Consider the following 22,912-nt stretch of genomic DNA (forward strand, 5'->3'; position numbering starts at 1 on the left):
ATCCGAGCGGCAAAATCAGCCGTGACTGGATACCATCTTTTAATCGGCTGAACGCACGGCCCGAGCGCTTGGCGACGCCGCATTCAGTCACAAAATGACACGCGGGCCCGTCCCGCTTTGGCCTTTTTGATTAATCCGGCAAGCGCCCTTTGAATGAAGGCCGCCTCGACGGCCGCGCAACGCGCCGCTGTCCTCGTCACGCAAGCCCGGCGGCTGCTGCGCCGGGCAGCGGGAATACCACGTTGAAGCAGACGCCGCGCCCCTCGGACCCTTCGTCAACGGTCACGCGCGCCTCGTGCGAGCGGGCAATTCTGGCGACCAAGGCCAGCCCCAGCCCGCTCCCGTGGCTTGGCGCACCCGGCCCGCGATAGAACGGATCGAAGATCCGCTCGCGCAATGACCGCGCGATGCCGGGCCCGTTGTCCGCGACCGCCAGCGTGACGCCCTCCGGCTCCCAATGCAGCGCAACGCTGATCGCACTGTTCTCGCCGCTGTACCGGCCCGCGTTGTCCACCAGATTGCGCACCAGAATGCCCAGCGCATCCACCTGGCCCATGATCAGGACCGGTGCGGCATCCACGGTGACCTGCTGGCCGCGATGGATGAACGAGGCCTGCATGTCCCGCAGCACGAAGGCCACCACGGACGCGAGATTCACCGGCTCAAGGCGGATGTCGTTGCGGTCCGTGCGCGCCAGGTCCAGCAGCTGTTCGACGATGCGGGAACTGCGGCGCGTGGTCTGCGCGATCTTCTGCATCAGCATCCTGGCCTTCACGGGATCGTTGACGCGATACGCCGTGTCCGCATACACGGCCAGCACCGCCAGCGGCGTGCGAAGCTCGTGGGCGGCATCGCCGATGAACCGGCGCTCGTTCTCGATCAACGCCGCCACCCGGCGCTGGCGCTCATTGATCGCGCGTATCAACGGCACCAGCTCGGCGGGGACGGCCCGCTCATCAACGGTCACGCCGTCTGTCACGCTAGCCTCGGCAATCTCCCTGGCCACACAGCCAAGCTTGCGCACGGAACGGCAGACAACCAGCATCGTGACGCCCCCGATCCCGGCAAACATCAGCAACGTGATGATCGAGCCCAGTTCGAACCGGGCGGCAAGGCCGGCATAGAACGCTCGCGTCGGCGTGCCCGCGACGATTTCGAAGCGCGCGGACTCGTCCAGCCCCGTGTACACCCGCCACGTATCCCCATCCTGGACGACGCACGAAAATCCAACCGTGTTTCCCTGCACCATCCGCTTGCGCGGCGCGTCCTTGGACGCCAGCACCAGGCGATTCGTCACGCGGTCCCAGACCTGGATCTCGGTCTTGCCGACGGCCTGACGCACCAGGAAGGCGGGCACCGGCAGTTCGCGGGTGATGTCTTGTGTGGCGGGCACCATCGCCAGAAAGAAGGCCATGCTGTCGACCACGGCACTCAATTCATGATCGCGCAACCCGGATTCGGCCCGGGTCACGCTGTTCCAATACAAGCCAAACTGCACCAGCCACGACACGAGCAGCGCGCTGAAGATGCCCAACAGGACCTGTGCGCGCAACGAATTCGTGACCCGCCGCATCAGCCGCTATCCCGGGCCAGCCGGTAGCCTTGACCATGAACATTTTCGATGATGTCCTTGCCCAGCTTCTTTCTCAGCGAATGAACGAACACGGCGATCGTGTTGCTCTCGCCAGGCCGGCCCGCGCCATACAGGTGCACGCGCAGCTCTTCCGTGGACACCAGCCGGTCCGCGTGCCTGAGAAGCATCTCCAGCGTGCGGAACTCGTGCTCCGACAACCGTGTCGGCGCCTCGTCGACGAAGGCTTCGCGCCGGCCCGGATCCAGCTTCACATGACGCCAGGCCAGGATCTTGTCGCCCGGAACGCCGCTGCGCCTGAGCAGGGCGCGCATGCGGGCAAACAGCTCCGCGGGCTCGAACGGCTTGATGACGTAATCATCGGCGCCAATATCAAGCCCCCTGATGCGATCGCTCAACGCGTCCCGCGCGGTAATCAGGATCACCGGCACGTCATCGCCGCGCCGGCGCACAAAACGCAGCACATCCAATCCCGAACCGCGATGTAGCCCGATATCCAGCAGCACGAGCGCGAAGGCGTGCTGCAGCAGCAGCACCTTGGCGGCTTCGAGGTCCTGCACCAGCGTCACCGCGAAGTCCAATTCCTCGAGCGCCAGCGTCAACGCGTCCGCGAACATCGCGTCGTCCTCAACCAACAGAACTCGCATGTCAGTATTCCCCTTCCGTGTGCGTTGACAGCTGCTGCATGGGGCCGCGCGCTCGCCGCCCCAGGCCGCATCATACGGTCAGGTTGCGGCCTCAGGCGTGCGCAGGTGCTGCCAGCGCCAACCGCTCGTAACGCGCGCCGGGCTGCGCCGCGCCAGGCTCCCGTTCCGTCTTGAAGCGCGCCACCGCTTGCAAGAGCTCTTTCGCCTGCGTGGCCATTGCGCCGGCCGCCGCAGCGGACTCTTCGACCAACGCCGCATTCTGTTGCGTCATCGTGTCCATTTGCGACACCGCCACGTTCACCTGCTCGATGCCGGCAGTCTGCTCGGCCGAGGCCGAGGCGATCTCAACGGTCACCTCCTTGAGCCTTGCCACGGCGTCGAGCACCTTCTCCATCTGCCCACCCGCCGTGGCCGCCATCGACTCGCCGCCCTCCACCGCACGCTGGGAGTTCTCGATCAAGCCCTTGATCTCCTTGGCGGCCGTGGCGCTGCGCTGCGCCAGCGCGCGCACTTCCGTCGCCACCACGGCGAAGCCGCGGCCCTGTTCGCCGGCCCGCGCCGCTTCCACGGCCGCATTGAGCGCAAGAATGTTCGTCTGGAAGGCGATGCTATCGATCACCGACACAATCTCGCCCATGCGCTGCGCATCGGCCGAGATCGCCCCGATCGCATCGACCACCTGGCCCACCACGCGGCCCGCTTCAACCGTGAGCTGGCTGCAATCGACGGCAAGGCTGCTGCCGCTGGCCGCATTGTCCTGGTTCATCCGCACCGTCGAGGTCATCTCTTCGATGCTCGCGGCCGTTTCCTCAAGCGATGCGGCCTGCTCCTCGGTGCGTTGCGACAGGTCGGCATTGCCTTCGGCAATCTGCGCCGACGCCGTCGAAATGGATTCCGCCGCGCTGACGATCGTGCCGACCGTCGACGCAAGCTGCCTGCGCATCGTTTCCAGCGAGTACATCAGGCTCGAATGATCCCGCTCATCGAGCTTGAGCGCCGTCGTGAGATCGCCGCTGGCAATAGCGCCCGCCAGCTTTTGCGCGTCGGCGGGTTCTCCGCCCAGCTGCCGCAGGATGCTGCGCGTGACCAGCCACGCCGACAGGACGCCCACCAGCACCGCGATCGACATGATCACAATGATCGTGCTCTGCAGACGCGCCGACGTCGCCGCCGCCTGCTTCGCCGATTCATCGTTGAGCTGGGATTCAAGGTTGGCAAGCGACAGCAACTGGTCGAGCCACGCGTCCTGCTTGGCGCGCAGCTCTTCCCGCAGAATGCGGGCGGCTTCCTGCGTGTTGTTCTGCCGCCCGGCTTCCAGCGCACGCAGGTAGATGGGCGTCGCGTCCTGTTCCGCGCGGCGGGCGGCGGCCAGCAGATCCCTTTCCGCGGCAAGGGTATTGGCATCGCTCGCAAACATCTGCGCAAGACGTTCATTGGCTTGGCGATAGCGCGCCGCCATGTCTTCGGCCCGGGCGATCTCATTGGCCACGGCTTGCGGGTCCGTGTAGAGCACGATGTTGCGCACCACGATCGCCCGGCCCTGCACCAGCTCGCGCATCTGCAGCGCCAGCTTCAACTGCTGGTTGTTCACGTTCACGATGTCGTACATCGACTTGTCCAGCGTCCTCACGGCGTACAGGGACAGGCCCCCGAGCACCACCAACGCAAGAACAAGCAAGAGAAAACCGATCGCAAGACGCGAACTCACTTTCATGGCTGCCAGATTCATCATTCGCCTTTTGTTGTTGTTGGCAACCGGCTCATGACAATTCGCGCTGGACAAGCGCCAGGACCCTGAACGGGCCCGCGCCGGCTGACGAGCGCGACTATAGAGGGCGAAGAATTAATGAATCGTTAATTCTCACCAATCCTTCAAATCGTCGAAGGAATAGGGTGATTCAGCGACCGGTTTTCGCGGCAGATGCCACGCGACGAGCAGCCGCAGGCTGACGCGCCATCTCGATGAACGCTCGCTGGTAATCCAGGGCGTCATCGGCCTCGCGCGATCCCAGAAAGATCTGCTTGGCAATGCCCCGCGGGCCCAAGCGCACCGGCGCCAGGTCCATCTTGACCGCGTACTCCTCGACCAGCCAGCGCGGCAGCGCCGCCACGCCGCGGCCGCTGGCCACCATCTGCAGCATGATGTCGGTGGTCTCGATCGCCTTGTGCCGCTTGGGCGTGACGCCCGCCTTCAAGAGAAACTGGTTGTAGATATCCAGCCGCTCGATATCGACGGGATAGCTGATGAGCACTTCCTGCGTCAGTTGCTCGGGCTTGACGTACGCGACGGATGCCAAGGGGTGGCCCTTGGCCACCACCAACACCTGCTCGTAATCGAACACCGGTTCAAACTTCAACCCCGGCTTGAACAGCGGGTCGGGCGTGACCAGCAGATCGATTTCGTAGCCGAAAAGCGCCCCAATCCCGCCAAACTGAAACTTCTGCTTCACGTCCACATCCACGTCCGGCCACGCCGCCAGATACGGCGCCACCACCTTGAGCAGCCACTGATAGCACGGGTGGCATTCCATGCCGATGCGCAGCGCGCCGCGTTCGCCCTGGGCGAACTGGCCCAGCCGCTCTTCGGCCAGATCCAGCTGCGGCAACACCCGGTTCGCCACTGCCAGCAGATACTGGCCGGCCTGCGTCAGGCGAAGCCGTCTTCCTTCGCGCAGCCAGATATCGGTGCCCAGCTGCTGCTCCAGCTTTTTCATGCTGTGGCTCAGCGCCGACTGGGTCAGGTTCAGCACGCCCGCGGCGGCCGTCAAGGAGCCCTGTTTCTCGACCTGCTGCACGATGCTCAGATGGATGCGCTCAAGCATTTATATGATCCAGATTCATGGATTTGTGAAATAAAACCATTTTACGTCATGGATATTGATCTTTAGCATTGCATTCTTTGTTTGCCGCTGTGTTCCGCAAGTTGACCTGATCAACGCGCACGTTCCATGGCAAGTCGACCCCTTTCGTGCCGATTGGCTCCATGGAAGCAACGATGACACACCCCCTGCGACTGGTCGCCGTTTCCGGCGGCATGCAACGTCCCTCCAAGACCACCGCCCTGGCAGAACAGCTGCTGGCGCTGATCGCCAACGAAATCCCCTGCGAACCCCGGCTGGTCGAAATGGGCCGGCTGGCGCCGCAGCTTGCCGGCGCGGTCTGGCGCTCGCAGTTGCCCGACACGGTCGAGCGCGAGCTGGTTGCGGTCGAGCAAGCCGATGTCCTGGTGGTGGCAACGCCCGTCTACCGGGGCTCGTACACCGGCCTGTTCAAGCACTTCTTCGATTTCATTCATCAGGACGCCTTGATCGACAAGCCCGTCCTCTTGGCCGCGACCGGCGGCAGCCAGCGCCATGCGCTGGTGATCGACCACCAGTTGCGGCCGTTGTTCAGCTTCTTTCAGGCGCGCACCTTGCCGCTCGGCATCTACGCGACCGACGAGGATTTTGCCGACTACCGGCTTCAGAACGACGCGTTGATCCAGCGGGCCGGTCTAGCCGTCCAGCGCGCCCTGCCGCTGGTCGAACTGACGCGGCATGCCCGCGCCGCCGCGGCCGAAGAAGTCCTGGCGGCCTGACGCCAGGCCCCCCTTACCAATCGCCGAACAGGCAGCGTGACAGCACACGCTGGTCGCGCCGGCAACGAATACACGTTTATTGCAGCATTTTTGGCACCCGACACCCATGAGCAACGACTTCACCTTCAGCATCAAGAGCATCCGCTTCGATGAGAACTATCAGCCGTCGGACAGCACGCGCATCACGACCAACTTCGCGAACCTGGCCCGAGGCGCCAGCCGCCAGGAAAACCTGCGCAATACGCTGAAGATGATCGACAGCCGTTTCAATGACCTGGCGCATTGGGACAACCCCACGGGCGACCGCTACGCCGTTGAACTGGACATCATCACCGCCGAGATGACGCTGGGCCAAGACGGAAGCGCGTTTCCGCTGATCGAAATGCTCAAGACCAACATCGTCGACAGGCAAACGGACAAGCGTATCGACGGCATCGTGGGGAACAATTTTTCTTCCTACGTGCGCGACTACGACTTCAGCGTGCTGCTGCCCGAATTCAACGACAACAAAGCCACGTTCAGCACGCCGGAAGGTTTTGGCGACCTGCACGGCAAGCTCTTCAAGCACTTCGTGCAATCGCAGGCCTACCAGGCGCACTTTGCGAAGCCGCCGGTCATCTGCATCAGCGTCTCCAGCAGCAAGACCTACCAACGCACCGACAACCACCACCCGATCCTGGGCGTGGAATATCAACAAAGCGAATTCTCCTCGACCGATCATTACTTCGAGAAGATGGGCCTGCAGGTCCGCTACTTCATGCCGCCCAACAGCGTGGCGCCGCTGGCGTTCTACTTCCAGGAAGACCTCTTGGGCGCCTACACCAATCTTGAACTCATTGGCACGATCAGCACGATGGAAGCGTTCCAGCGCATCTACCGGCCCGAAATCTACAACGCCAATTCCGCGGCTGGAAAGCGCTATCAACCCAGCCTGAAGAACCAGGACTACTCGCTGACGCAGATCGTGTACGACCGCGTCGAACGCAGCCAGCTCGCCATCAAGCAGGGCAAGTTTGCCGAGGCGCACTTCATCAAGCCGTACAAGCACGTGCTTGATCAATGGGCTGCCAGCTACTCCCATCAATAAACCGAAAACAGACGGACACTTCGCCATGAAAAAAATCTTGCCCACCTCGACTGCCGGCAGCCTGCCCAAACCGTCCTGGCTTGCCCAGCCTGAAAAGCTCTGGTCGCCCTGGAGCCTGCAGGACGAGCAACTGGCCGAAGGCAAACGGGATGCGCTGCTCCTGGCCCTGAAAGAACAGGAGCTGGCCGGCATCGATATCGTCAGCGACGGCGAGCAGACGCGCCAGCACTTCGTCACCACGTTCATCGAACATCTGGACGGCGTTGACTTCGAAAAGCGCGAGACCGTCCGGATCCGCGACCGCTACGACGCCAGCGTCCCCACCGTCGTCGGCGCCGTCAGCCGGCAGAAGCCCGTGTTCGTCGAAGACGCCAAATTCCTGCGCCAGCAGACGAAGCAGCCCATCAAATGGGCGCTGCCCGGTCCCATGACCATGATCGACACGCTGTACGACGCCCACTACAAGAGTCGTGAGAAGCTGGCCTGGGAATTTGCCAAGATCCTCAACCAGGAAGCGCGCGAACTGGAAGCTGCCGGCGTCGACATCATCCAGTTCGACGAGCCCGCCTTCAACGTCTTCTTTGACGAGGTGAACGACTGGGGCGTCGCCACGCTGGAGCGCGCGATCGAAGGCCTGAAGTGCGAAACCGCCGTGCACATCTGCTACGGCTACGGCATCAAGGCCAACACCGACTGGAAGAAGACGCTGGGCTCCGAATGGCGCCAGTACGAGGAGTCGTTCCCCAAGCTGCAGAAATCCAGCATCGACATCGTGTCGCTGGAATGCCAGAACTCGCATGTGCCCATCGACCTGATCGAACTCATCCGCGGCAAGAAGGTGATGGTCGGCGCCATCGACGTGGCGAACCACGCCATCGAAACCCCCGAGCAAGTCGCCGCCACGCTGCGCCAGGCGCTCAAGTTCGTGGATGCCGACAAGCTGTACCCGTGCACCAACTGCGGCATGGCGCCGCTGCCGCGTGCCGTGGCCAATGGCAAGCTGAAGGCGTTGAGCGCGGGCGCGGCGTTGGTTCGTAACGAACTTTCGGCTTGATCCAGCCGGTCGCAGACGGTGCGCGGCGATGATGCGCATCCTGCGAGTCCCACGGTGACGGCGGCGCGGCCGCCGTCACCGTCAGATAGAACAGGTTGTTCAGTTCGCCTCAAGCCTTCGTGTCGCAATGACCAGTCCCGCGCAAACCATCGCGAGCGCAACGAGCACCGTCATCGGCGCAAGCCGCTGCGACAGCAGCGACTCAATGAGCGCGGCGGTCACCGGACCCAGGGCTTGAAAGGCCGTGACCTTGCTGGCAGCCAGCCTGCCCAACGCCCACAACCAGCAAAAATAGCCCATCCCGCTCGATAGGCCAATGAACACGACGTTGGCCCACTGAAGCCGATTCAGCGAGGGAAGCAGCGGCTGCGAAGTGAAGACGCAGAAACCCAGCAGAAACACCACCGCGGAAACCATCGCGAGCCGGCAGGTCGCAAGCGCCGGATAGCGGCGCAGATAGGGGCCGTACAGGATGCTCGTCACGGCCCCGACGATCGTGGCGGACACCAGCGACACCATCCCCCAGCCGTTGTGCGCCACGCCCGCCGCAGACGCGGAAGGCGACAGCAGCAGATACGCAACGCCCGCCACCGCCGTGCACACGCCAACCAGGCCTCGGCCACTGTATGGCTCCTTGCCGGTGATCACCGCAAGGCACATCGTCACGAGCGGCATCGTGGCAAACACCAGCGCGCACACGGTTGCCGACACCGTCAACAGCGCTTGGTTGAGCAACAGCACCAGCACGGCGAACTGGAAAACGCCCAGCGTAGCGATGGCAATTGCGTCCTTGACCGAGAAGGTCGTGCGTACGGCCGGGCCCAACGGCAACAGCAGGACCGCCGCACCGATCAGATAGCGCAGGAATGCAAGTGTTGCGGGCGAGACGGCGCTGGACACCACGCTTGTGGAAACCATCGCCGCGCCCACGAGCATCCCCACGGTCGCAGCGGCGGCGATTGCGGTGCGCCCGGTGCGCATGACAGGTCGGCCGCGCGGGGATCAGGCCGTGGGTTTGACGCGGGTGAACTGCTGCTCGGTGACGATGCTGCCCCACTGATGGCCCGCTTCCTCATGCACGAGCTTGAATCCCACGGACTCATAGAGCTTGCGCGCCGCGTCCAGGCCCTTGAAGGTCCAGAGCTGGCACTCGGAGAAACCGAACCGGTCACAGAAGTCCAGCGCCGCCTCGATCAGCTTTCGGCCGGTCCCGCTGCCTCGGCATCCGTCATCCAGGATGAACCAGCGCAAGTGCGCCTGGCGATTGCCCAAGTCTTGCCCATCGATGGCGATGGAGCCGACAATCCGGTCGTTCTGAATCGCCGTCCACACCCCATTGCACGGCTCGCCGAGCCGCCCCGCGAACTCGGCGATTCCCGTGGCCACCTGGCTTTCGAAGAACTGGCCAAAGCCCGAGTGCCGCGAATAGAAGGCGGCATGCATCTCGGCCACGCGTCCCACCAGACCGGGCCGATAGCCGGGCGCGATCTGCACGGTATCGCGGGCCGCGGCGGAGTGCGCGCCGCGGCTCGCCTTGAGCGCCCTGGCGTATTCCGACAACCCTTGCGCGACTGCCTGCTGTTGCGAGGGATTCAAGTGCGCCATTGCCGAGGTGACCTGATTGCGGCCGTATGCATGGATTTTCTTGACCAACGCCTTGCCTTGGCCGGTCAGCGTCAGCTGCTTCAGACGTGCATCCTCTGCGCTTGCCGACTCGGCGATGTCCCCGGCCGCGATCAGTTTGGAAAGCATGCGGCTCACGCTGGATTTCTCCAGGCCAAGCGCAGTGACCAGGTGGGCCGCCGACACCCCGCCTTGGGCATCGATTTCCAGCAACGCGTGCACGGCCGAGGCGGAGTAGGCGGTGCCCGCCAGCGTCGGCCGCATGAAGCCCAGTTCGCGCACGATGGTGCGCGATGCGGACCGGATTTCGTCGATTGATTTGGCGGGCATCTGCATGGCGCGTCCGTTAGGTTGTATTGCACAACCATAATGTTGCTCACTACAACCAACCTGTCAAGCCGCGAGCGATGCCGGGATTACCCGTAATAACAAAACTCTCTCAATTCGGCCGTGCCGCAACTGGCGCTGTGGTTGCCGGGGCAGAGGTCGACGCTGTGAGGGCGGGGCGTGGCAAGGCCAGCCCCGGTTTGCCTTGCCATCCGTCTTCAGTGGCTGATCATCCAAGGCCGGGCGCCAGCGAAAGTTTTGCCGCCGTCCGCGGTCTGGCGCGTCCGACCCGCGGCTTTCGCGCCTGAGCAACAACCGCACCCCATGCCGTGGCCGCCCCGCGTGCTGCGGGGTTCATGGGCGGCGCGTTCGTTGGCGGCGCGGGCGCGGTGCATTGCCGAGGACAGCGCCGAGACCGCGGGTGCGCCGCTGACGAAGCGCTCGCAGGAGACGCCGCAATCGGGGCAGGACGCAAGGTCACGCCATTGCGATAACGGCCTCAGAACCGAGAACTCGCCGCAGTCCGGGCAACGATAGTCATAGAGCGGCATGCGGGCTCCTTAAAGGTCTTCGGCGATGGGCATGTCCATGCCACGCTTGATCTGCGGCACGTCGCCCAGCGCGTTGGGCTGGATGTCGATATCGAAGATCTCGGTCGGCAGCCACAACGTCGCGCACGCATTGGGAATGTCCACCACGCCGCTGATGTGGCCGTGCACCGGCGCCGTGCCCAATATCGAATACGCCTGCGCGCCCGAATAGCCAAACTTCTTCAGATATTCAATGGCGTTCAGGCAGGCCTGGCGATAGGCGATGTGCACGTCCAGATAGTGCTGCTTGCCGCCTTCGTCGACCGAAATGCCTTCGAAGATCAGGTAGTCCTTGTAGTTGGGCGTGATGGGGCTGGGTTTGAAGATGGGGTTGCGAATGCCGTACTTGGCCATGCCGCCCTTGATGAGCGACACCCGCATGTGCACCCAACCCGCCATTTCGATGGCGCCGCAGAAGGTGATCTCGCCATCGCCCTGCGAGAAGTGCAGATCGCCCACCGACAGGCCGCCACCTTTGACGTAGACCGGAAAGAACACCCGGGATCCGCGCGACAGGTCCTTGATATCGCAATTGCCGCCGTGCTCGCGCGGCGGCACGGTGCGCGCGCCTGTGGCGGCGGCACGATCCCGCTCGGCGCCCTTGAGCTTGCCCATGTGCGCCGTCTTGGGCGCGGGGGGATTGGCCAGCGGCGGCACGCGATCGGGATCGCTGTCTATCAGCTTCTGTTCGCGCTCATTCCACTTGTCCAGCAGCGCCTGATCCGGCAGGCAGCCGATCAGGCCCGGATGAATCAGGCCAGCGAAACGCACGCCGGGGATATGGCGCGAGGTCGTGAACATGCCTTCAAAATCCCAGATCGACTTTTGCGCCGACGGGAAGTGTTCGGTCAGGAAGCCGCCGCCATTGTTCTTGCTGAAAAAGCCATTGAAGCCCCACAGGCTTTCCTCTTTGGCGCCGATATCCAGCAAGTCCACCACCAGCAAGTCACCGGGCGCGGCGCCTTCGACGCCGACCGGGCCCGACAGAAAGTGCACCGTGGAAAGGTCCACGTCGCGCACATCGGAGGCATCGTCATCGTTCTTGATCGCGCCGCCGGTCCAGTCGTAGGTTTCGAGCACGAAATCATCGCCCGGCCGGACCCACGTCGCCATGGGAATATCGGGATGCCAGCGATTGTGCACGCCTTCGTTTTCGTAGGGGGATTGGGCCAGGTCGACCTTGATCAGGGTTTCAGGCATGTCATGCTCCTTTTGGATGGACAACGGCTTCAGACAGACAGGTATTTGCTGATCGTCTTTTCGTCCACGCGCCCGCGCGGGTCTTCGTGCACGAAGCGGCCCTTGTCGATCACGATGAGCCGGTCGGCGATCTGCATGGTGAAACTCAAGACTTGTTCGGACACCACAATGGCCAGACTGCGCAATTTGCGGATCTCCAGCAGGCTGCGGGCGATGTCCTTGATGATGGACGGCTGTATGCCCTCGGTGGGCTCGTCCAGCAGCAGCACGCGGGGGTTGGTGACCAGGGCGCGCGCGATGGCAAGCTGCTGTTGCTGCCCGCCTGACAGATCGCCGCCCCGCCGGCCGCGCATCTCGTGCAACACCGGAAACAGCGCGTAGATGTCCTCCGGAATGGAGTTGCGCAGTGCTCGCCCGCGCATGCCGGTACGGATGTTTTCCTCGACAGTGAGCGTCGGGAAGATCATGCGGCCTTGCGGCACATAGGCCACGCCGCTGCGCACGCGCTGATGGCTTTCCAGGCGTTCGAGCGCCTTGCCGTCGAGCGAGATCGAGCCCTGCATGGCGGGCAGCATCCCCATCATCGTCTTGAATAGCGTGGTCTTGCCCATGCCGTTTCGTCCCATAACGGCGACGATTTCACCAGGGGCCACGGCCAGGTCGACACCGTGGATGACTTTGCTTTGCCCATAGCCCGACACCAGGCCAGCGATATTGAACATATTGCCTCCTGGCCTTAGTGGCCGAGATAGACTTCAACCACGCGCGGATCGGACTGCACCTTGTCCATGCTGCCCTCGGCCAGCACACGGCCCTGGTGCAGCACCGTGACCTTGTGCGCGATGTTCTTGACGAACTCCATGTCATGCTCGATCACGATCAGCGATCGATTCCGGCTGATTCGATTGAGCAGTTCCGCGGTGCGTTCGCGCTCGGACACGCTCATGCCGGCCACGGGTTCGTCCAGCATCATCAGCTCGGGCTCCTGCATCAGCAGCATGCCGATCTCCAGCCATTGCTTCTGGCCGTGCGACAGCAGCTCCGCCGAGCGGTCGAGCTGGTCGGCAAGAAATATCTCTTCGGCCACCTGTTCCACGCGCTCGATCACGGCCGCGCTGCGCCTGAAGGTCAGCGCGCCCAGCACGCTGCGCCCGGCCGGAAACGAGACTTCCAGATTCTCGCGAACAGACAGGGTTTCGTAGATGGAGGGCGTCTGGAATTTGCGGCCCACGCCGGCGCGCACGATTTCGTACTCCGCCAGCCCGGTCAGCTCGGTATCCTTGAATCGGATCGAGCCCGCGGTCGCCTTGGTGCGGCCGCAGATCAGATCCAGCAGCGTGGTCTTGCCGGCACCATTGGGGCCGATGACCACGCGCAGTTCTCCCTGATCGACATACAGGTTGAGGTCGTTGACCGCGACGAAGCCGTTGAACGACACGGTCAGGCCTTCGATGTACAACGCGAATTCTGACGGGTTCATGCTGCCTCCGCGGCGCCATCCGCCTGCTGGCGCGATGCTTTGCGCGCCATGCGCTTCTGGGTGTATTGGTGATACAGACCGGCCAGTCCGTTGGGAAACGCCATCACGACCGCAATGAACAGCCCGCCCATCAGGAACAGCCAGAGCTGCGGAAAACTCTCGGAGAAATAGCTCTTGCCGAAGTTGACCAGCAGCGTGCCGTAGACCGCGCCCAACAAGGACAGGCGGCCGCCGACCGCGGCAAAGATGACCATTTCAATGGAAGGCACGATCCCCACGAAGGAAGGCGACATGAAGCCGACCTGCAAGGTGAACATGGCCCCGCCGATCGCCGAGAACACGGCGGCCACGCAGAACACGAAGACCTTGAAGCTGGCGACGTCATAGCCCGAGAAGCGCACGCGTTCCTCTTTGTCGCGCATGGCCATCAGAAGCTTGCCCAGTTTGGACGACAGCAGGTATCGGCCGAACAGGATGCACGCGAACAGCAGCACGCCGTTGATGAAGTACAGCACCAGCCGGGCGCTGTCCGTGCGGATATCCCAGCCCAGCAACGTCTTCAGATCGGTGATGCCATTGACGCCGCCCGTCCAGCCTTGCTGGCCGATGATGAGCACCGACAGAATCAGCGCCACGGCCTGCGTCACGATGGCGAAATAGGTGTCGCCCACGCGGCGCTTGAACATGGCCGCGCCCAGAATCAACGCCAGCAGGCAGGGCAGCACCGGCACTGCCATCACGGTGAACCAGAAGCTCTTGAAGGGCACCCAGAACCAGGGCAGCGACGTCAGCTGGTTCCAATCCATGAAATCCGGAATACCGGGCGTGGACTGGATCTTGGTGGCCTCCGGTGTCGAGGCTTCCAACTTCAGAAACATCGCCATGCAATAGCCGCCCAGCCCGAAGAACACCCCCTGGCCCAGGCTCAGGATGCCGCCATAGCCCCAGCACAGCACCAGGCCCAGCGCGACGAAGGCATAAGACAGGTACTTGCCGATCAGATTGAGCCGGAAGACGTCCAGCGCCAGCGGAAACACCACGAACAGCAGCAGCGCCAGAATGGCCAGCCCTGCAAGCCCTTCGCGCCCGCCGATCACGTTGTGAAAGAATTTCTGCATGATGCGCCCCCTACCTGCGTACCTTGATGCTGAACAGGCCTTGCGGGCGCAGCATCAGAATGATCACGATGGCCGACAACGTCAGCACTTTGGCCATCGAACCGGTCATGAAGAACTCCGAGATCGATTGCGTCTGCGCGATGACGAAGGCCGACGCGATGGTGCCGAACAAGCTGGCCGCGCCGCCAAACACCACCGTCAGGAACGTATCGACGATGTAGAGCGAGCCGCTGGTCGGGCCGGTGGAACCGATGGTCGTGAACGCGGCGCCGGCAATGCCGGCAATCCCGCAACCCAGCGAGAACGTCACGCGGTCCACGCGCTTCGTATCGATGCCCACCGCGCCGCTCATGGCGCGGTTCTGCACCGTGGCGCGCACATGCAGGCCCCAGGTCGACCGGAACAACGCCAGAAGCAGCGCGCCAGTCAGCACGATGCTGATCGACATGACGAACAGGCCATTGATCGGGATGTCCACGCCGTCCAGCGGCTGCCAGGAGCCCATCAGCCAATCGGGCAGCGTCGGGCTGACTTCACGCGGACCGAACAGCGAACGCAAGGTCTGCTGCAGCACCAGCGACAAGCCCCAGGTCGCCAGCAGCGTGTCCAGCGGCCTGCGGTACAGATGACGGATCATCAGCCACTCGGTCAGCCAGCCCAGGCTGAAGGTCACCGCAAAGGCCAGCAGGATGGCGACAAAGAAATAGGCCGGCATCAGGCCCGGCGCGTACTGCTGGACCAGTTCGGAACAGAGATAGGTGCAATAGGCGCCCACCGCCAGGAACTCGCCATGGGCCATGTTGATGACGCCCATCTGGCCAAAGATGATCGCCAGGCCCAGGGCCATCAGCAACAGCACGCTGAAGACCGATAAACCATTAAAGCCCTGCATCAGCAGGATGGCCCCAAGATCGGAGAAGGATTCCATGGATGGCTCCCGGCAGTGGAAAGGGCGTCGCGCGCGGCGCCCGGATCGACGTGATTACTGATAACCCTTGGGGAAGGGGTCGGGCTTGATCAGCTCCGGGGTTTCGAAGATCACGTCGAACTGGCCGTCCTTGCGAATCTGGCCAATGCGGGTCTTGCTCCACAGGTGGTGGTTGGGGTCGATCTTGACGTAGCCTTCGGGCGCTTCCTTGAATTCCAGTCCGGCCGACGCGGCGACCACCTTGTCGACATCGAAGCTGCCCGCCTTCTCCACCGCCATCTTCCACAGCCAGGGTCCCAGATAGGCCGCCTGGGTCACATCGCCGATCACGGCGTCGGCGCCATACCTGGCCTTGAAGGCTTCGACGAATTTCTTGTTGTTGGCGTTGTCCAGGCTCTGGAAATACTTCATGCAGGACCAGAAGCCCTCGGCGTTTTCACCGCCGATGCCCAGCAGTTCATCCTCGGTCACCGAGATGGTCAGGAGCTTTTGCTTGCCGCTCGTGACGCCCGCCGCCTTGAGCTGCTTGTAGAACGACACATTGCTGCCGCCCACCACCACGGCGAACACCACGTCGGGCTTTTTCAGCTTGATCTTGTTGATCAGCGAGCCGAACTGCGTGTGGCCCAGCGGGTAGTATTCCTCGCCGACCACTTCGCCCTTGAGCACGTTCTCGATGTGCTTGCGGGCGATCTTGTTGGACGTGCGCGGCCAGATGTAATCAGAGCCGATCAGGTAGAAGGAACGCGCCTTCTTCTCGCGCGCCAGCCAGTCCAGGCTGGACAGGATCTGCTGCGTGGCCTCCTGGCCGGTATAGAACACGTTCTTGGACTGCTCCAGGCCTTCATAGAAGGTCGGGTAGTAGAGCAGGCCGTTTTCTTTCTCGAACACCGGCAGGACCGCCTTGCGCGACGCCGAGGTCCAGCAGCCGAACACCGTGGCGACCTTGTCGCTGACCAGCAGTTTGCGGGCCTTTTCGGCAAACGTCGGCCAGTCCGAGGCGCCGTCTTCCTGGATGATCTTGATCTTGCGGCCCAGAATGCCGCCCATCGCATTGATCTGCTCGATCGCCAGACGCTCGGATTGAATCGACCCCGTCTCGCTGATGGCCATGGTGCCGGTCGCCGAGTGCAATTGGCCCACCGTGACTTCGGTGTCGGTAATGGCCAGGCCGGTGGTGTTGATGGCCGAGGTGGCCGGCGCAGCGGCCCGCGACAGCGCCGGTATGCCCAGCAGCGGCAGAGAGGCAAAAGCCAGGGCCAGGCGCCGGCGCGAGGGCAGCTCCGGGGCATTATCAAAAGGGGTTTTGCCAGACATCGATGACTCCTCAATGGATCACGACCAGGGAAACCGAGCATGCGCGGCACATGCCGCAGCCCGGAGGGTGAGGGCATACTAGGAGCCTATGACGCACTGCAACATACGTTGATTGACGTAGAGCCACCGCCGCCCCCCGGGCGTTACAACGGCACCTACGTTCAATGACGTATCCCCCCCATTCCGCGGAGCCCGATTTGTCTGCCAGCGCGCCCCAACGCATCGTCAAGATCCGTCGCGACTACAACACCTGGGTCGCCAATGAGACGCTGGAAGACTATGCGCTGCGTTTTACGCCCGTGTCGTTTCGCAAGTGGTCCGAGTTACGGGTGGCCAATACCGCGCTGGGCGCCGTGTCGTTCCTGGCGCTGGAAGCCATCGGCGGCGCGCTGGCGCTGAACTACGGCTTCGTCAATGCGTTCTGGGCCATCATCGCCGTGGCGATCGTCACCTTCCTGACCGGGTTGCCGATCGCCTACTACGCGGCGCGCCATGGTCTGGACATGGATCTGCTGACGCGAGGGGCCGGCTTTGGCTACATCGGTTCGACCATTACCTCGCTGATCTACGCCTCCTTCACCTTCATCTTTTTCGCACTGGAAGCGGCCATCATGGCGCTGGCCATCGAGCTGGCGACCGGCCTGCCGCTGTCCATCGGCTATCTCTTGTGCGCCGTCGTCATCCTGCCCATGGTGGCTTATGGCATTACCTTCATCAGCCGGCTGCAATCCTGGACGCAGCCGATATGGCTGGTGCTGCTGCTCTTGCCCTATGCGTTCATCGCCTGGCGCGATCCCGGGACATTGCAGGAGTTCCTGCGGTTTCCGGGTTACGACGGCCGGGGCGGCAATTTCAATCTGCTGATGTTTGGTTCGGCCGTTGCGGTGGCCGCCTCGCTGGTCACGCAGATCGGCGAGCAAGTCGACTTTCTGCGTTTTCTGCCCGAACGCACGGCCGCCAACCGCACGCGCTGGTGGCTCGCCCTGGTCTGCGCGGGTCCCGGCTGGATCATGCCCGGCGCGGCCAAGATCCTGGGCGGGGCCTTTCTGGCCTGGCTGGCCCTGTCCCTGGGCACGCCGCCCGACAAGGCGGGCGACCCCACGCATATGTATCTGGCGGCTTATACCTATGTCGTCAGCCATCCCGGCCTGGCGCTGGCCTTGGTAACGACCTTCGTGGTGATCTCGCAGGTCAAGATCAATGTGACCAATGCCTATGCCGGCTCGCTGGCCTGGTCCAACTTCTTTGCCCGCATCACGCATAGCCATCCCGGGCGGGTGGTGTGGCTGGTCTTCAACGTGCTGATCTCAGTGGTCCTGATGGAAATGGGCGTGTTCGGCGCGCTGGAGCACGTGCTGGCAGTGTTCTCGCACGTTGCACTGGCCTGGATAGGGGCGCTGGTGGCCGATCTGGTGATCAACAAGCCCCTGGGGCTGTCCCCGGCCCGGATCGAATTCCGCCGCGCCTATCTGTATGACATCAATCCGGTGGGTGTGGGCAGCATGCTGATCGCCATGACACTGGGCCTGCTGGCCTTTGCCGGCGTGTTCCCGGGCACGGCGGGCGCGCTGGCGCAGGCCTTGTCGCCGTTCGTCGCCTTGCTGGCGGCCTTTGTCTGCGCGCCGGTCATCGCCTGGCGCACGCGCGGCCGCTACAACCTGGCGCGCACGCCGGTCGATGTCGCGGGTTCCGATCATGTCTGCGTGATCTGCGCCAATCGCTTCGAACAGCCGGACATGGCGCATTGCCCGGCCTACAACGGGTCCATCTGTTCCTTGTGCTGCACGCTGGACGCCCGCTGCCAGGATCGCTGCAAGCAGCAGGGACGCTTGAAGGATCAGGTGCAGGCGGTCCTCGCCCGGGTGTTGCCGGCGCGGGTCACACCGCTCTTGCATAGCCGCCTGGGCCACTACCTCCTGATTGTGATGGGGATGGGCGCACTGCTGGCCGGCATTCTGGGCTTGATCTACTACCAGGAATACGCCAGTCACATGCGGGGCGGGCTGGACCCCGCGGGGTTGCGGCCAACTTTCCTGAAGCTGTATGCCGCGTTGCTACTGATCGGCGGCGTGGCGGCCTGGTGGCTGGTGCTGGCGCACGAAAGCCGGCGCGTGGCGCAAGAGGAATCAGATCGCCAGACCCACCTGCTGCTGCGCGAGATCCAGGCGCACAAGCAGACCGACGCGCAGTTGCAACAGGCCAAAGAGGCCGCTGAAAGCGCCAATCTGGCCAAAAGCCGATTCATGGGGGGGATGAGCCACGAGCTGCGCGCGCCGTTGAACAGCATTCTGGGTTACGCACAGATTCTGCAGCGCGACCCGAGCTTGCCACCGGCGCGGCGCGAGGCGATCGACGTGATTCATCGCAGCGGCAAGCATTTGATCGGTCTTATCGACGGTCTGCTGGACATCGCGCGCATCGAGGCGGGCCGGCTCAGGCTCGAGAACAGCGAGCTGCGCCTGCCCGAGTTTCTGGAGCAGATCGTGCAGATGTTCAGACCGCAAAGCACGCTCAAGGGACTGGCCTTCTGCTATGAAGCGGCCGAACTTCCCGCCATCGTGCATATCGACGAAAAGCGGCTGCGGCAGATTCTGATCAACCTGTTGAGCAACGCGCTGAAGTTCACCTCGGCGGGACAGGTGTCGATGCGCGTCAAGTCGGCCGCGGATATGGTGTTGTTCGAAGTGGAGGACACCGGCCGAGGCATACCGGCCGAGGATCTCGAACGCATCTTTCTGCCCTTCGAGCGCAGCTGGGCGGGGGTCGAACAGGCCGATTCCGGCACGGGCCTGGGGCTGACCATCTGCCGCATGCTGACCGGCATCATGGGCGGGGAGCTGACAGTGCGCAGCGTCGTCGGCCGCGGCAGTGTGTTTACGCTGAAACTGTTCCTGCCGGAAGTGCGCTCGCCGCGCAGCGACGCCCGGCCGTCCGGGCTGGTGGTGGGCTACCGCGGCGAGCGCCTGAGGATCCTGACGGTGGATGACCAGCCCTCGCAGCGGCACCTGGTTCGCGACCTGCTCGAGCCGCTGGGCTTTGAGGTTCACGAAGCGCCGCATGGCGCCGCGTGCCTTGCCTGCGTGCACACGTTGCGGCCTGCGCTGATACTGATGGACGTCTCGATGCCGGACATGACCGGATGGGAAGTTGTGCGGCGCCTGCGCGATGAAGGCGTGGCCGTGCCCATCGTGATGCTGTCGGCCAACATCCTGGGGCTGGACCCGAAAGACCCGGCACAGAGCGGGCACAACGCCTTCATTGCCAAGCCGGTGATGGTCGAGGATTTGCTGAATCATCTGGGCCGCCTGCTCAAGCTGGACTGGCAAGTGGCGCCGGTCGAAGCGGCGATGCCCGCGGGTGACCTGCATCGGGTGGCGCTGGAACGCGAGGATGCGGAGGCGCTGCTGGAACTGGGGGCCATGGGCTACATCAAGGGTATCCAGGCCAAGCTGGAAGAAATACGGGGCCGCCGCGCCGAAACGCGCGAATTGACGGCGCATCTGCGGGCGCTGGCAGGCGAGTTTCAACTGAGTGAATTCAATCAGGTGCTTAAACACCATGTGCAGCGTCACCATGCCCACGCCCGATAAGAACCTCGTCATGCTGGTCGATGACGCGCCAGACAATCTGAAAATGCTGTCCACCGCACTGGATGCGGCGGGCTATCAGGTGCTGGTGGCAATCGACGGCCAGTCGGCGATCGAACGGGTGGATTTCGTGGTGCCGGATATCGTGCTGCTCGATGCGGTGATGCCGGGCATGGACGGCTTCGAGACCTGCGCCCGCTTGAAAGCGCACCCCGCGGCGGGAGACGTGCCCGTGGTGTTCATGACGGGCTTGACCGAGCCCGAGCACGTGTTGAAGGCGTTTCGCGTCGGCGGCGTCGACTATGTGACCAAGCCGCTGGACCCGGACGTGGTGGTGGCCCGGCTGCGAACGCATCTGCGCAATGCGCGCAGCCTGTCGGCCGCCTTTGACGCGATCGATGCGGCCGCTCGCGCCGTGGTGGCGCTGGATGCGAGCGGGCAGCCGATCTGGAAGACGGGCAAGGCGCGGATCTGGTTGTCGGCGTACTTTGGCTGCGCCGAGGATGCGTCAGAGCTGCCCGCGCCCCTGGCGGACTGGGTGGCGCGCAACCTGACGGCCGGTCCGGCGGCCGGGCCCTTGGTGCTGGTCAGCGCGCGAGGGCGCCTGACCTTGAGCCTGTCGGCCTCACGGCGCAGCGGCGAAACGTTGCTGCTGTTGCAGGAGACGGCGCCGTTGGCCACGGCCTACGGCCTGACGCCGCGAGAGGCCGATGTGCTGCGCTGGCTGGCCAAGGGAAAAACGAATCGGGACATCGCCGAGATACTGGGCATGTCGCCACGAACGGTGAATAAACATCTGGAACACATCTACGTCAAACTGGGCGTGGAAACGCGCGCGGCGGCGGCTGCGCTGGCGGTGCGCCAGGGAGAAGCGTTCTGACGCGCTCGGCGTCGCCAGGTCTCCCGGCACTTCGACGTCGACGCGCAAGACCCGGCACCCAAGCAAATCAAACCCGAGAAACCGACGCCGCAACATCGCCCTTGAGCAGCTCCGCCAACCGGGTCAGACCGTGCGTCAACCGCGTCCGGTCAATCGCCCCGCCCAACGACACACGCAGCGCCAAGGGGCTGGACGCCCCCGTGGAAAATGACGCCGAGTCAGTCACACTCACCCCTTGCGCCAGCGCCGTCTGCTTGAGCCGGTAGCAGTCGATATGACGCGGCAACTCAAGCCAGAGGTGCAGCCCGTTCCGGTCGGCATCAATCTTGCCCGGCAGGATCGACGCCGCGACGGCTTGGCGATGCTGCAGCTCGCTCCTGACCTGCGCCAGCCATTGAACGGCAGCGCCCGACTCGATCAACGTCGTCGCCATCTCCGTCATCCAGGGCGTGGGCATCAGCGCTAGCGAACGCAGGGCGTCCAGCACCGGACTCAACGGCTCGCCGGCAGGCACGACAAGATAAGCGGTTCGAAGGCCGGGCGCGATGCATTTGGACAGCGTCGACACGTAGTACACCGGCGCCGACGTGTTGGCCGCCAGAGAAAACATCGTGCTGGGCGCATGCTCGGCCAACAGCCAGTACGGATCATCTTCAATGACCGGCAGCGCATGTTTAGCCGCGACGCGCAGCAATGCCGTTCGACGTTCCGTGGACAGCGTGATCGCCGTCGGGTTCTGAATCGTCGGATTCAAATACAGCATGGCGGGACGATGCCGTTCGCACACGCGCTCGAGGTCGGCGGGGTCCATGCCGAATTCATCTGACTTCACGCCAACGGCCGAGCGCTGGAGCAGGCGGGCCGCGGCCAGAAAGCCCGGGTAGGTCAATGCATCGCACGCAATGGCGTCGCCCGATTGGCTCTTGGACAGCAGCAGCGCCGCGATCGCGGTTTGCGCGCCCGGGCAGACCACGATCCGCTCGATGTCCGTGTCGCCCGTCATCGGCCGCAGCCACGTCGCGGCTACCGCACGATGCCGGTTGGCGCCGGCGCCCACGTGATAACTCATCAGATCCATTGCGCTTGCGGCCGCCTGGGTGGCGACGCTGCCTTGCGCAAGCAGGTCTGCAAACGCCGCACTGCCAAGCAATGGCGGGATGTTCATGCCCAGATCGATCGTCCCGCCCGCCTCCAATCCCGAATAGGAAACGTACGTCCCGCCTGCTCCCTGCGCTTCCAGGATCCCCTTCTGGCGCACTTCCGTGTACGCGCGCGTGACGGTCGTCAGGTCGACGCCCAAGGTCTGGGCCAGTTCGCGCTGCGGGGGCAGCCGGTCGCCGGGCCGAAGAACACCGTCCTCCACCGCAGTCTCGATTTGCGTGGCGATCTGCTGGTACCGGGAGCCCGAGCCCGCGGTCAGCGGCCGCACCCACGACGTGTTGGCTTTTTTCAGGCGACGCGAGAGAGCCATGGCTTTTCTTTATGTATGGGTTTTCTGCCGCTTCCGGCGAGAGGGAATGCAGTCGGGGCCGGACGATTCAACTTCTTGTATGGATTTTGGCGGTAGAATTTGCGAACTTGTATGGATTATAGCGCTCGCGCTGCGCGCTCCTGGCCTTGTTGGGCATCGCCGGGGAGTTCACGAAGCTGCTGAAGGCAGCATTTTGAGGCAATGATGAATTTCTGGATCCCCGTCGTCTTCGGTACGTTCAAGCTCGCCATTTTGGGCGTGTGCATGTTCCTCGCGATCAAGTCTCATCGCGAAGGCGCCCGAAAGGAGCGGGAGAAAAAGGAGCTGGAACGCCTTGAAAGTCTCAAGGCGCTGGCGCCGGAACGTTGAGCGGATCAGCGCGGGACTGCCTGTCCGTCCCACTCGAAGACGGATGAAGCCCAGGGCAGCATCCGA

Annotated in this window: 20 protein-coding genes; 6 read left to right on the forward strand and 14 right to left on the reverse strand. The window is 63.6% G+C overall.

What is annotated here, in order from left to right; translation table 11 throughout:
* Positions 1-196 precede the first annotated feature (196 nt).
* The 4 genes from KVT32_RS10010 to KVT32_RS10025 form a co-directional block, all read right to left on the reverse strand.
* A complete protein-coding gene (locus KVT32_RS10010; RefSeq protein WP_152383176.1) occupies positions 197-1,573 on the reverse strand; it encodes a cell wall metabolism sensor histidine kinase WalK in 1,377 nt (458 codons plus the stop codon).
* The gene (locus KVT32_RS10015; protein ID WP_217618117.1) at positions 1,573-2,238 is read right to left on the reverse strand and encodes a response regulator transcription factor; all 666 of its coding nucleotides are present in this window, start codon (positions 2,236-2,238) and stop codon (positions 1,573-1,575) included. Before KVT32_RS10015 ends, KVT32_RS10010 begins: the two co-directional genes overlap by 1 nt.
* A 91-nt stretch (positions 2,239-2,329) precedes the next feature.
* The gene (locus KVT32_RS10020; RefSeq protein WP_217618118.1) at positions 2,330-3,952 is read right to left on the reverse strand and encodes a methyl-accepting chemotaxis protein; all 1,623 of its coding nucleotides are present in this window, start codon (positions 3,950-3,952) and stop codon (positions 2,330-2,332) included.
* Positions 3,953-4,136: 184 nt separating this feature from the next.
* Positions 4,137-5,060: a LysR family transcriptional regulator gene (locus KVT32_RS10025; RefSeq protein ID WP_152383173.1), complete on the reverse strand. Its 924-nt coding sequence runs from the start codon at positions 5,058-5,060 to the stop codon at positions 4,137-4,139.
* A gap of 173 nt (positions 5,061-5,233) precedes the next feature.
* On the opposite strand from KVT32_RS10025, the gene msuE reads away from it, so the two are divergent.
* The 3 genes from msuE to KVT32_RS10040 all read left to right on the forward strand — a co-directional run bounded on the left by msuE (position 5,234) and on the right by KVT32_RS10040 (position 7,956).
* Positions 5,234-5,815 (forward strand): FMN reductase, encoded by a 582-nt coding sequence (gene msuE, locus KVT32_RS10030; RefSeq protein WP_056320695.1) that lies wholly within the window; start codon positions 5,234-5,236, stop codon positions 5,813-5,815.
* A 106-nt stretch (positions 5,816-5,921) separates the two neighbouring features.
* Positions 5,922-6,902, forward strand: coding sequence for a DUF1852 domain-containing protein (locus tag KVT32_RS10035; RefSeq protein ID WP_152383172.1), 981 nt, complete (start codon positions 5,922-5,924; stop codon positions 6,900-6,902).
* A gap of 25 nt (positions 6,903-6,927) precedes the next feature.
* On the forward strand, positions 6,928-7,956 hold the full coding sequence (locus KVT32_RS10040) for a methionine synthase (protein WP_142051778.1): 1,029 nt from the start codon (positions 6,928-6,930) through the stop codon (positions 7,954-7,956).
* Between the two features lie 99 nt (positions 7,957-8,055).
* Here the strand turns inward: KVT32_RS10040 and KVT32_RS10045 are convergent, their stop codons facing one another.
* The 9 genes from KVT32_RS10045 to urtA all read right to left on the reverse strand — a co-directional run bounded on the left by KVT32_RS10045 (position 8,056) and on the right by urtA (position 16,539).
* On the reverse strand, positions 8,056-8,937 hold the full coding sequence (locus tag KVT32_RS10045; RefSeq protein ID WP_217618119.1) for a DMT family transporter: 882 nt from the start codon (positions 8,935-8,937) through the stop codon (positions 8,056-8,058).
* A gap of 21 nt (positions 8,938-8,958) precedes the next feature.
* Entirely contained in the window at positions 8,959-9,915 is a 957-nt protein-coding gene (locus KVT32_RS10050; protein WP_217618120.1) for a helix-turn-helix domain-containing GNAT family N-acetyltransferase, read from the reverse strand.
* A 209-nt stretch (positions 9,916-10,124) separates the two neighbouring features.
* Complete coding sequence (locus KVT32_RS10055) at positions 10,125-10,457, reverse strand: zinc ribbon domain-containing protein (RefSeq protein ID WP_180099676.1); 333 nt, start codon at positions 10,455-10,457, stop codon at positions 10,125-10,127.
* A gap of 9 nt (positions 10,458-10,466) precedes the next feature.
* A complete protein-coding gene (fmdA, locus tag KVT32_RS10060) occupies positions 10,467-11,696 on the reverse strand; it encodes a formamidase (protein WP_217618121.1) in 1,230 nt (409 codons plus the stop codon).
* Positions 11,697-11,725: 29 nt separating this feature from the next.
* Positions 11,726-12,418 (reverse strand): urea ABC transporter ATP-binding subunit UrtE, encoded by a 693-nt coding sequence (urtE, locus tag KVT32_RS10065; protein WP_152383167.1) that lies wholly within the window; start codon positions 12,416-12,418, stop codon positions 11,726-11,728.
* Positions 12,419-12,432: 14 nt separating this feature from the next.
* Positions 12,433-13,176 carry an urea ABC transporter ATP-binding protein UrtD gene (urtD, locus tag KVT32_RS10070; protein ID WP_108696590.1) on the reverse strand — a complete coding sequence of 248 codons (744 nt, stop codon included), beginning with the start codon at positions 13,174-13,176 and terminating at the stop codon, positions 12,433-12,435.
* Positions 13,173-14,294 carry an urea ABC transporter permease subunit UrtC gene (gene urtC / locus KVT32_RS10075; RefSeq protein WP_217618122.1) on the reverse strand — a complete coding sequence of 374 codons (1,122 nt, stop codon included), beginning with the start codon at positions 14,292-14,294 and terminating at the stop codon, positions 13,173-13,175. The genes urtD and urtC overlap by 4 nt, the downstream gene beginning before the upstream one ends.
* Before the next feature lie 10 nt (positions 14,295-14,304).
* The gene (urtB, locus tag KVT32_RS10080; RefSeq protein ID WP_056320639.1) at positions 14,305-15,222 is read right to left on the reverse strand and encodes an urea ABC transporter permease subunit UrtB; all 918 of its coding nucleotides are present in this window, start codon (positions 15,220-15,222) and stop codon (positions 14,305-14,307) included.
* A gap of 54 nt (positions 15,223-15,276) precedes the next feature.
* Complete coding sequence (urtA, locus tag KVT32_RS10085) at positions 15,277-16,539, reverse strand: urea ABC transporter substrate-binding protein (protein ID WP_056320636.1); 1,263 nt, start codon at positions 16,537-16,539, stop codon at positions 15,277-15,279.
* A gap of 197 nt (positions 16,540-16,736) precedes the next feature.
* Between urtA and KVT32_RS10090 the strand changes: the two genes are divergently transcribed.
* On the forward strand, positions 16,737-20,129 hold the full coding sequence (locus KVT32_RS10090) for an ATP-binding protein (RefSeq protein WP_217618123.1): 3,393 nt from the start codon (positions 16,737-16,739) through the stop codon (positions 20,127-20,129).
* Positions 20,113-21,006 (forward strand): response regulator, encoded by an 894-nt coding sequence (locus KVT32_RS10095; protein ID WP_254636834.1) that lies wholly within the window; start codon positions 20,113-20,115, stop codon positions 21,004-21,006. The genes KVT32_RS10090 and KVT32_RS10095 overlap by 17 nt, the downstream gene beginning before the upstream one ends.
* Before the next feature lie 67 nt (positions 21,007-21,073).
* On the opposite strand, the gene KVT32_RS10100 is transcribed toward KVT32_RS10095, so the two are convergent.
* Positions 21,074-22,435, reverse strand: coding sequence for a PLP-dependent aminotransferase family protein (locus KVT32_RS10100; protein ID WP_371825576.1), 1,362 nt, complete (start codon positions 22,433-22,435; stop codon positions 21,074-21,076).
* A 243-nt stretch (positions 22,436-22,678) separates the two neighbouring features.
* Here KVT32_RS10100 and KVT32_RS10105 point away from each other — a divergent pair, with 243 nt between their 5' ends.
* Positions 22,679-22,846, forward strand: a complete 168-nt coding sequence (locus KVT32_RS10105) for a hypothetical protein (RefSeq protein WP_155721921.1) — start codon at positions 22,679-22,681, stop codon at positions 22,844-22,846.
* Positions 22,847-22,912: the final 66 nt, after the last annotated feature.

This window comes from Achromobacter sp. GbtcB20, from assembly GCF_019091095.1.
In the GTDB taxonomy this organism is placed as follows: Bacteria; Pseudomonadota; Gammaproteobacteria; order Burkholderiales; family Burkholderiaceae_B; genus Achromobacter; species Achromobacter mucicolens.

Bases quoted from the DNA above. Each gene is read 5' to 3' on its own strand.
- KVT32_RS10015 (WP_217618117.1), bottom strand. From the start codon at position 2,238: ATGCGAGTTCTGTTGGTTGAGGACGACGCGATGTTCGCGGACGCGTTG.
- KVT32_RS10045 (WP_217618119.1), bottom strand. From the start codon at position 8,937: ATGCGCACCGGGCGCACCGCAATCGCCGCCGCTGCGACCGTGGGGATG.
- KVT32_RS10055 (WP_180099676.1), bottom strand. From the start codon at position 10,457: ATGCCGCTCTATGACTATCGTTGCCCGGACTGCGGCGAGTTCTCGGTT.
- msuE (WP_056320695.1), top strand. From the start codon at position 5,234: ATGACACACCCCCTGCGACTGGTCGCCGTTTCCGGCGGCATGCAACGT.
- KVT32_RS10035 (WP_152383172.1), top strand. From the start codon at position 5,922: ATGAGCAACGACTTCACCTTCAGCATCAAGAGCATCCGCTTCGATGAG.
- fmdA (WP_217618121.1), bottom strand. From the start codon at position 11,696: ATGCCTGAAACCCTGATCAAGGTCGACCTGGCCCAATCCCCCTACGAA.
- KVT32_RS10095 (WP_254636834.1), top strand. From the start codon at position 20,113: ATGCCCACGCCCGATAAGAACCTCGTCATGCTGGTCGATGACGCGCCA.
- KVT32_RS10010 (WP_152383176.1), bottom strand. From the start codon at position 1,573: ATGCGGCGGGTCACGAATTCGTTGCGCGCACAGGTCCTGTTGGGCATC.
- KVT32_RS10050 (WP_217618120.1), bottom strand. From the start codon at position 9,915: ATGCAGATGCCCGCCAAATCAATCGACGAAATCCGGTCCGCATCGCGC.
- KVT32_RS10020 (WP_217618118.1), bottom strand. From the start codon at position 3,952: ATGAAAGTGAGTTCGCGTCTTGCGATCGGTTTTCTCTTGCTTGTTCTT.
- KVT32_RS10025 (WP_152383173.1), bottom strand. From the start codon at position 5,060: ATGCTTGAGCGCATCCATCTGAGCATCGTGCAGCAGGTCGAGAAACAG.
- urtC (WP_217618122.1), bottom strand. From the start codon at position 14,294: ATGCAGAAATTCTTTCACAACGTGATCGGCGGGCGCGAAGGGCTTGCA.
- urtB (WP_056320639.1), bottom strand. From the start codon at position 15,222: ATGGAATCCTTCTCCGATCTTGGGGCCATCCTGCTGATGCAGGGCTTT.
- urtD (WP_108696590.1), bottom strand. From the start codon at position 13,176: ATGAACCCGTCAGAATTCGCGTTGTACATCGAAGGCCTGACCGTGTCG.
- KVT32_RS10040 (WP_142051778.1), top strand. From the start codon at position 6,928: ATGAAAAAAATCTTGCCCACCTCGACTGCCGGCAGCCTGCCCAAACCG.
- KVT32_RS10105 (WP_155721921.1), top strand. From the start codon at position 22,679: ATGATGAATTTCTGGATCCCCGTCGTCTTCGGTACGTTCAAGCTCGCC.
- urtA (WP_056320636.1), bottom strand. From the start codon at position 16,539: ATGTCTGGCAAAACCCCTTTTGATAATGCCCCGGAGCTGCCCTCGCGC.
- urtE (WP_152383167.1), bottom strand. From the start codon at position 12,418: ATGTTCAATATCGCTGGCCTGGTGTCGGGCTATGGGCAAAGCAAAGTC.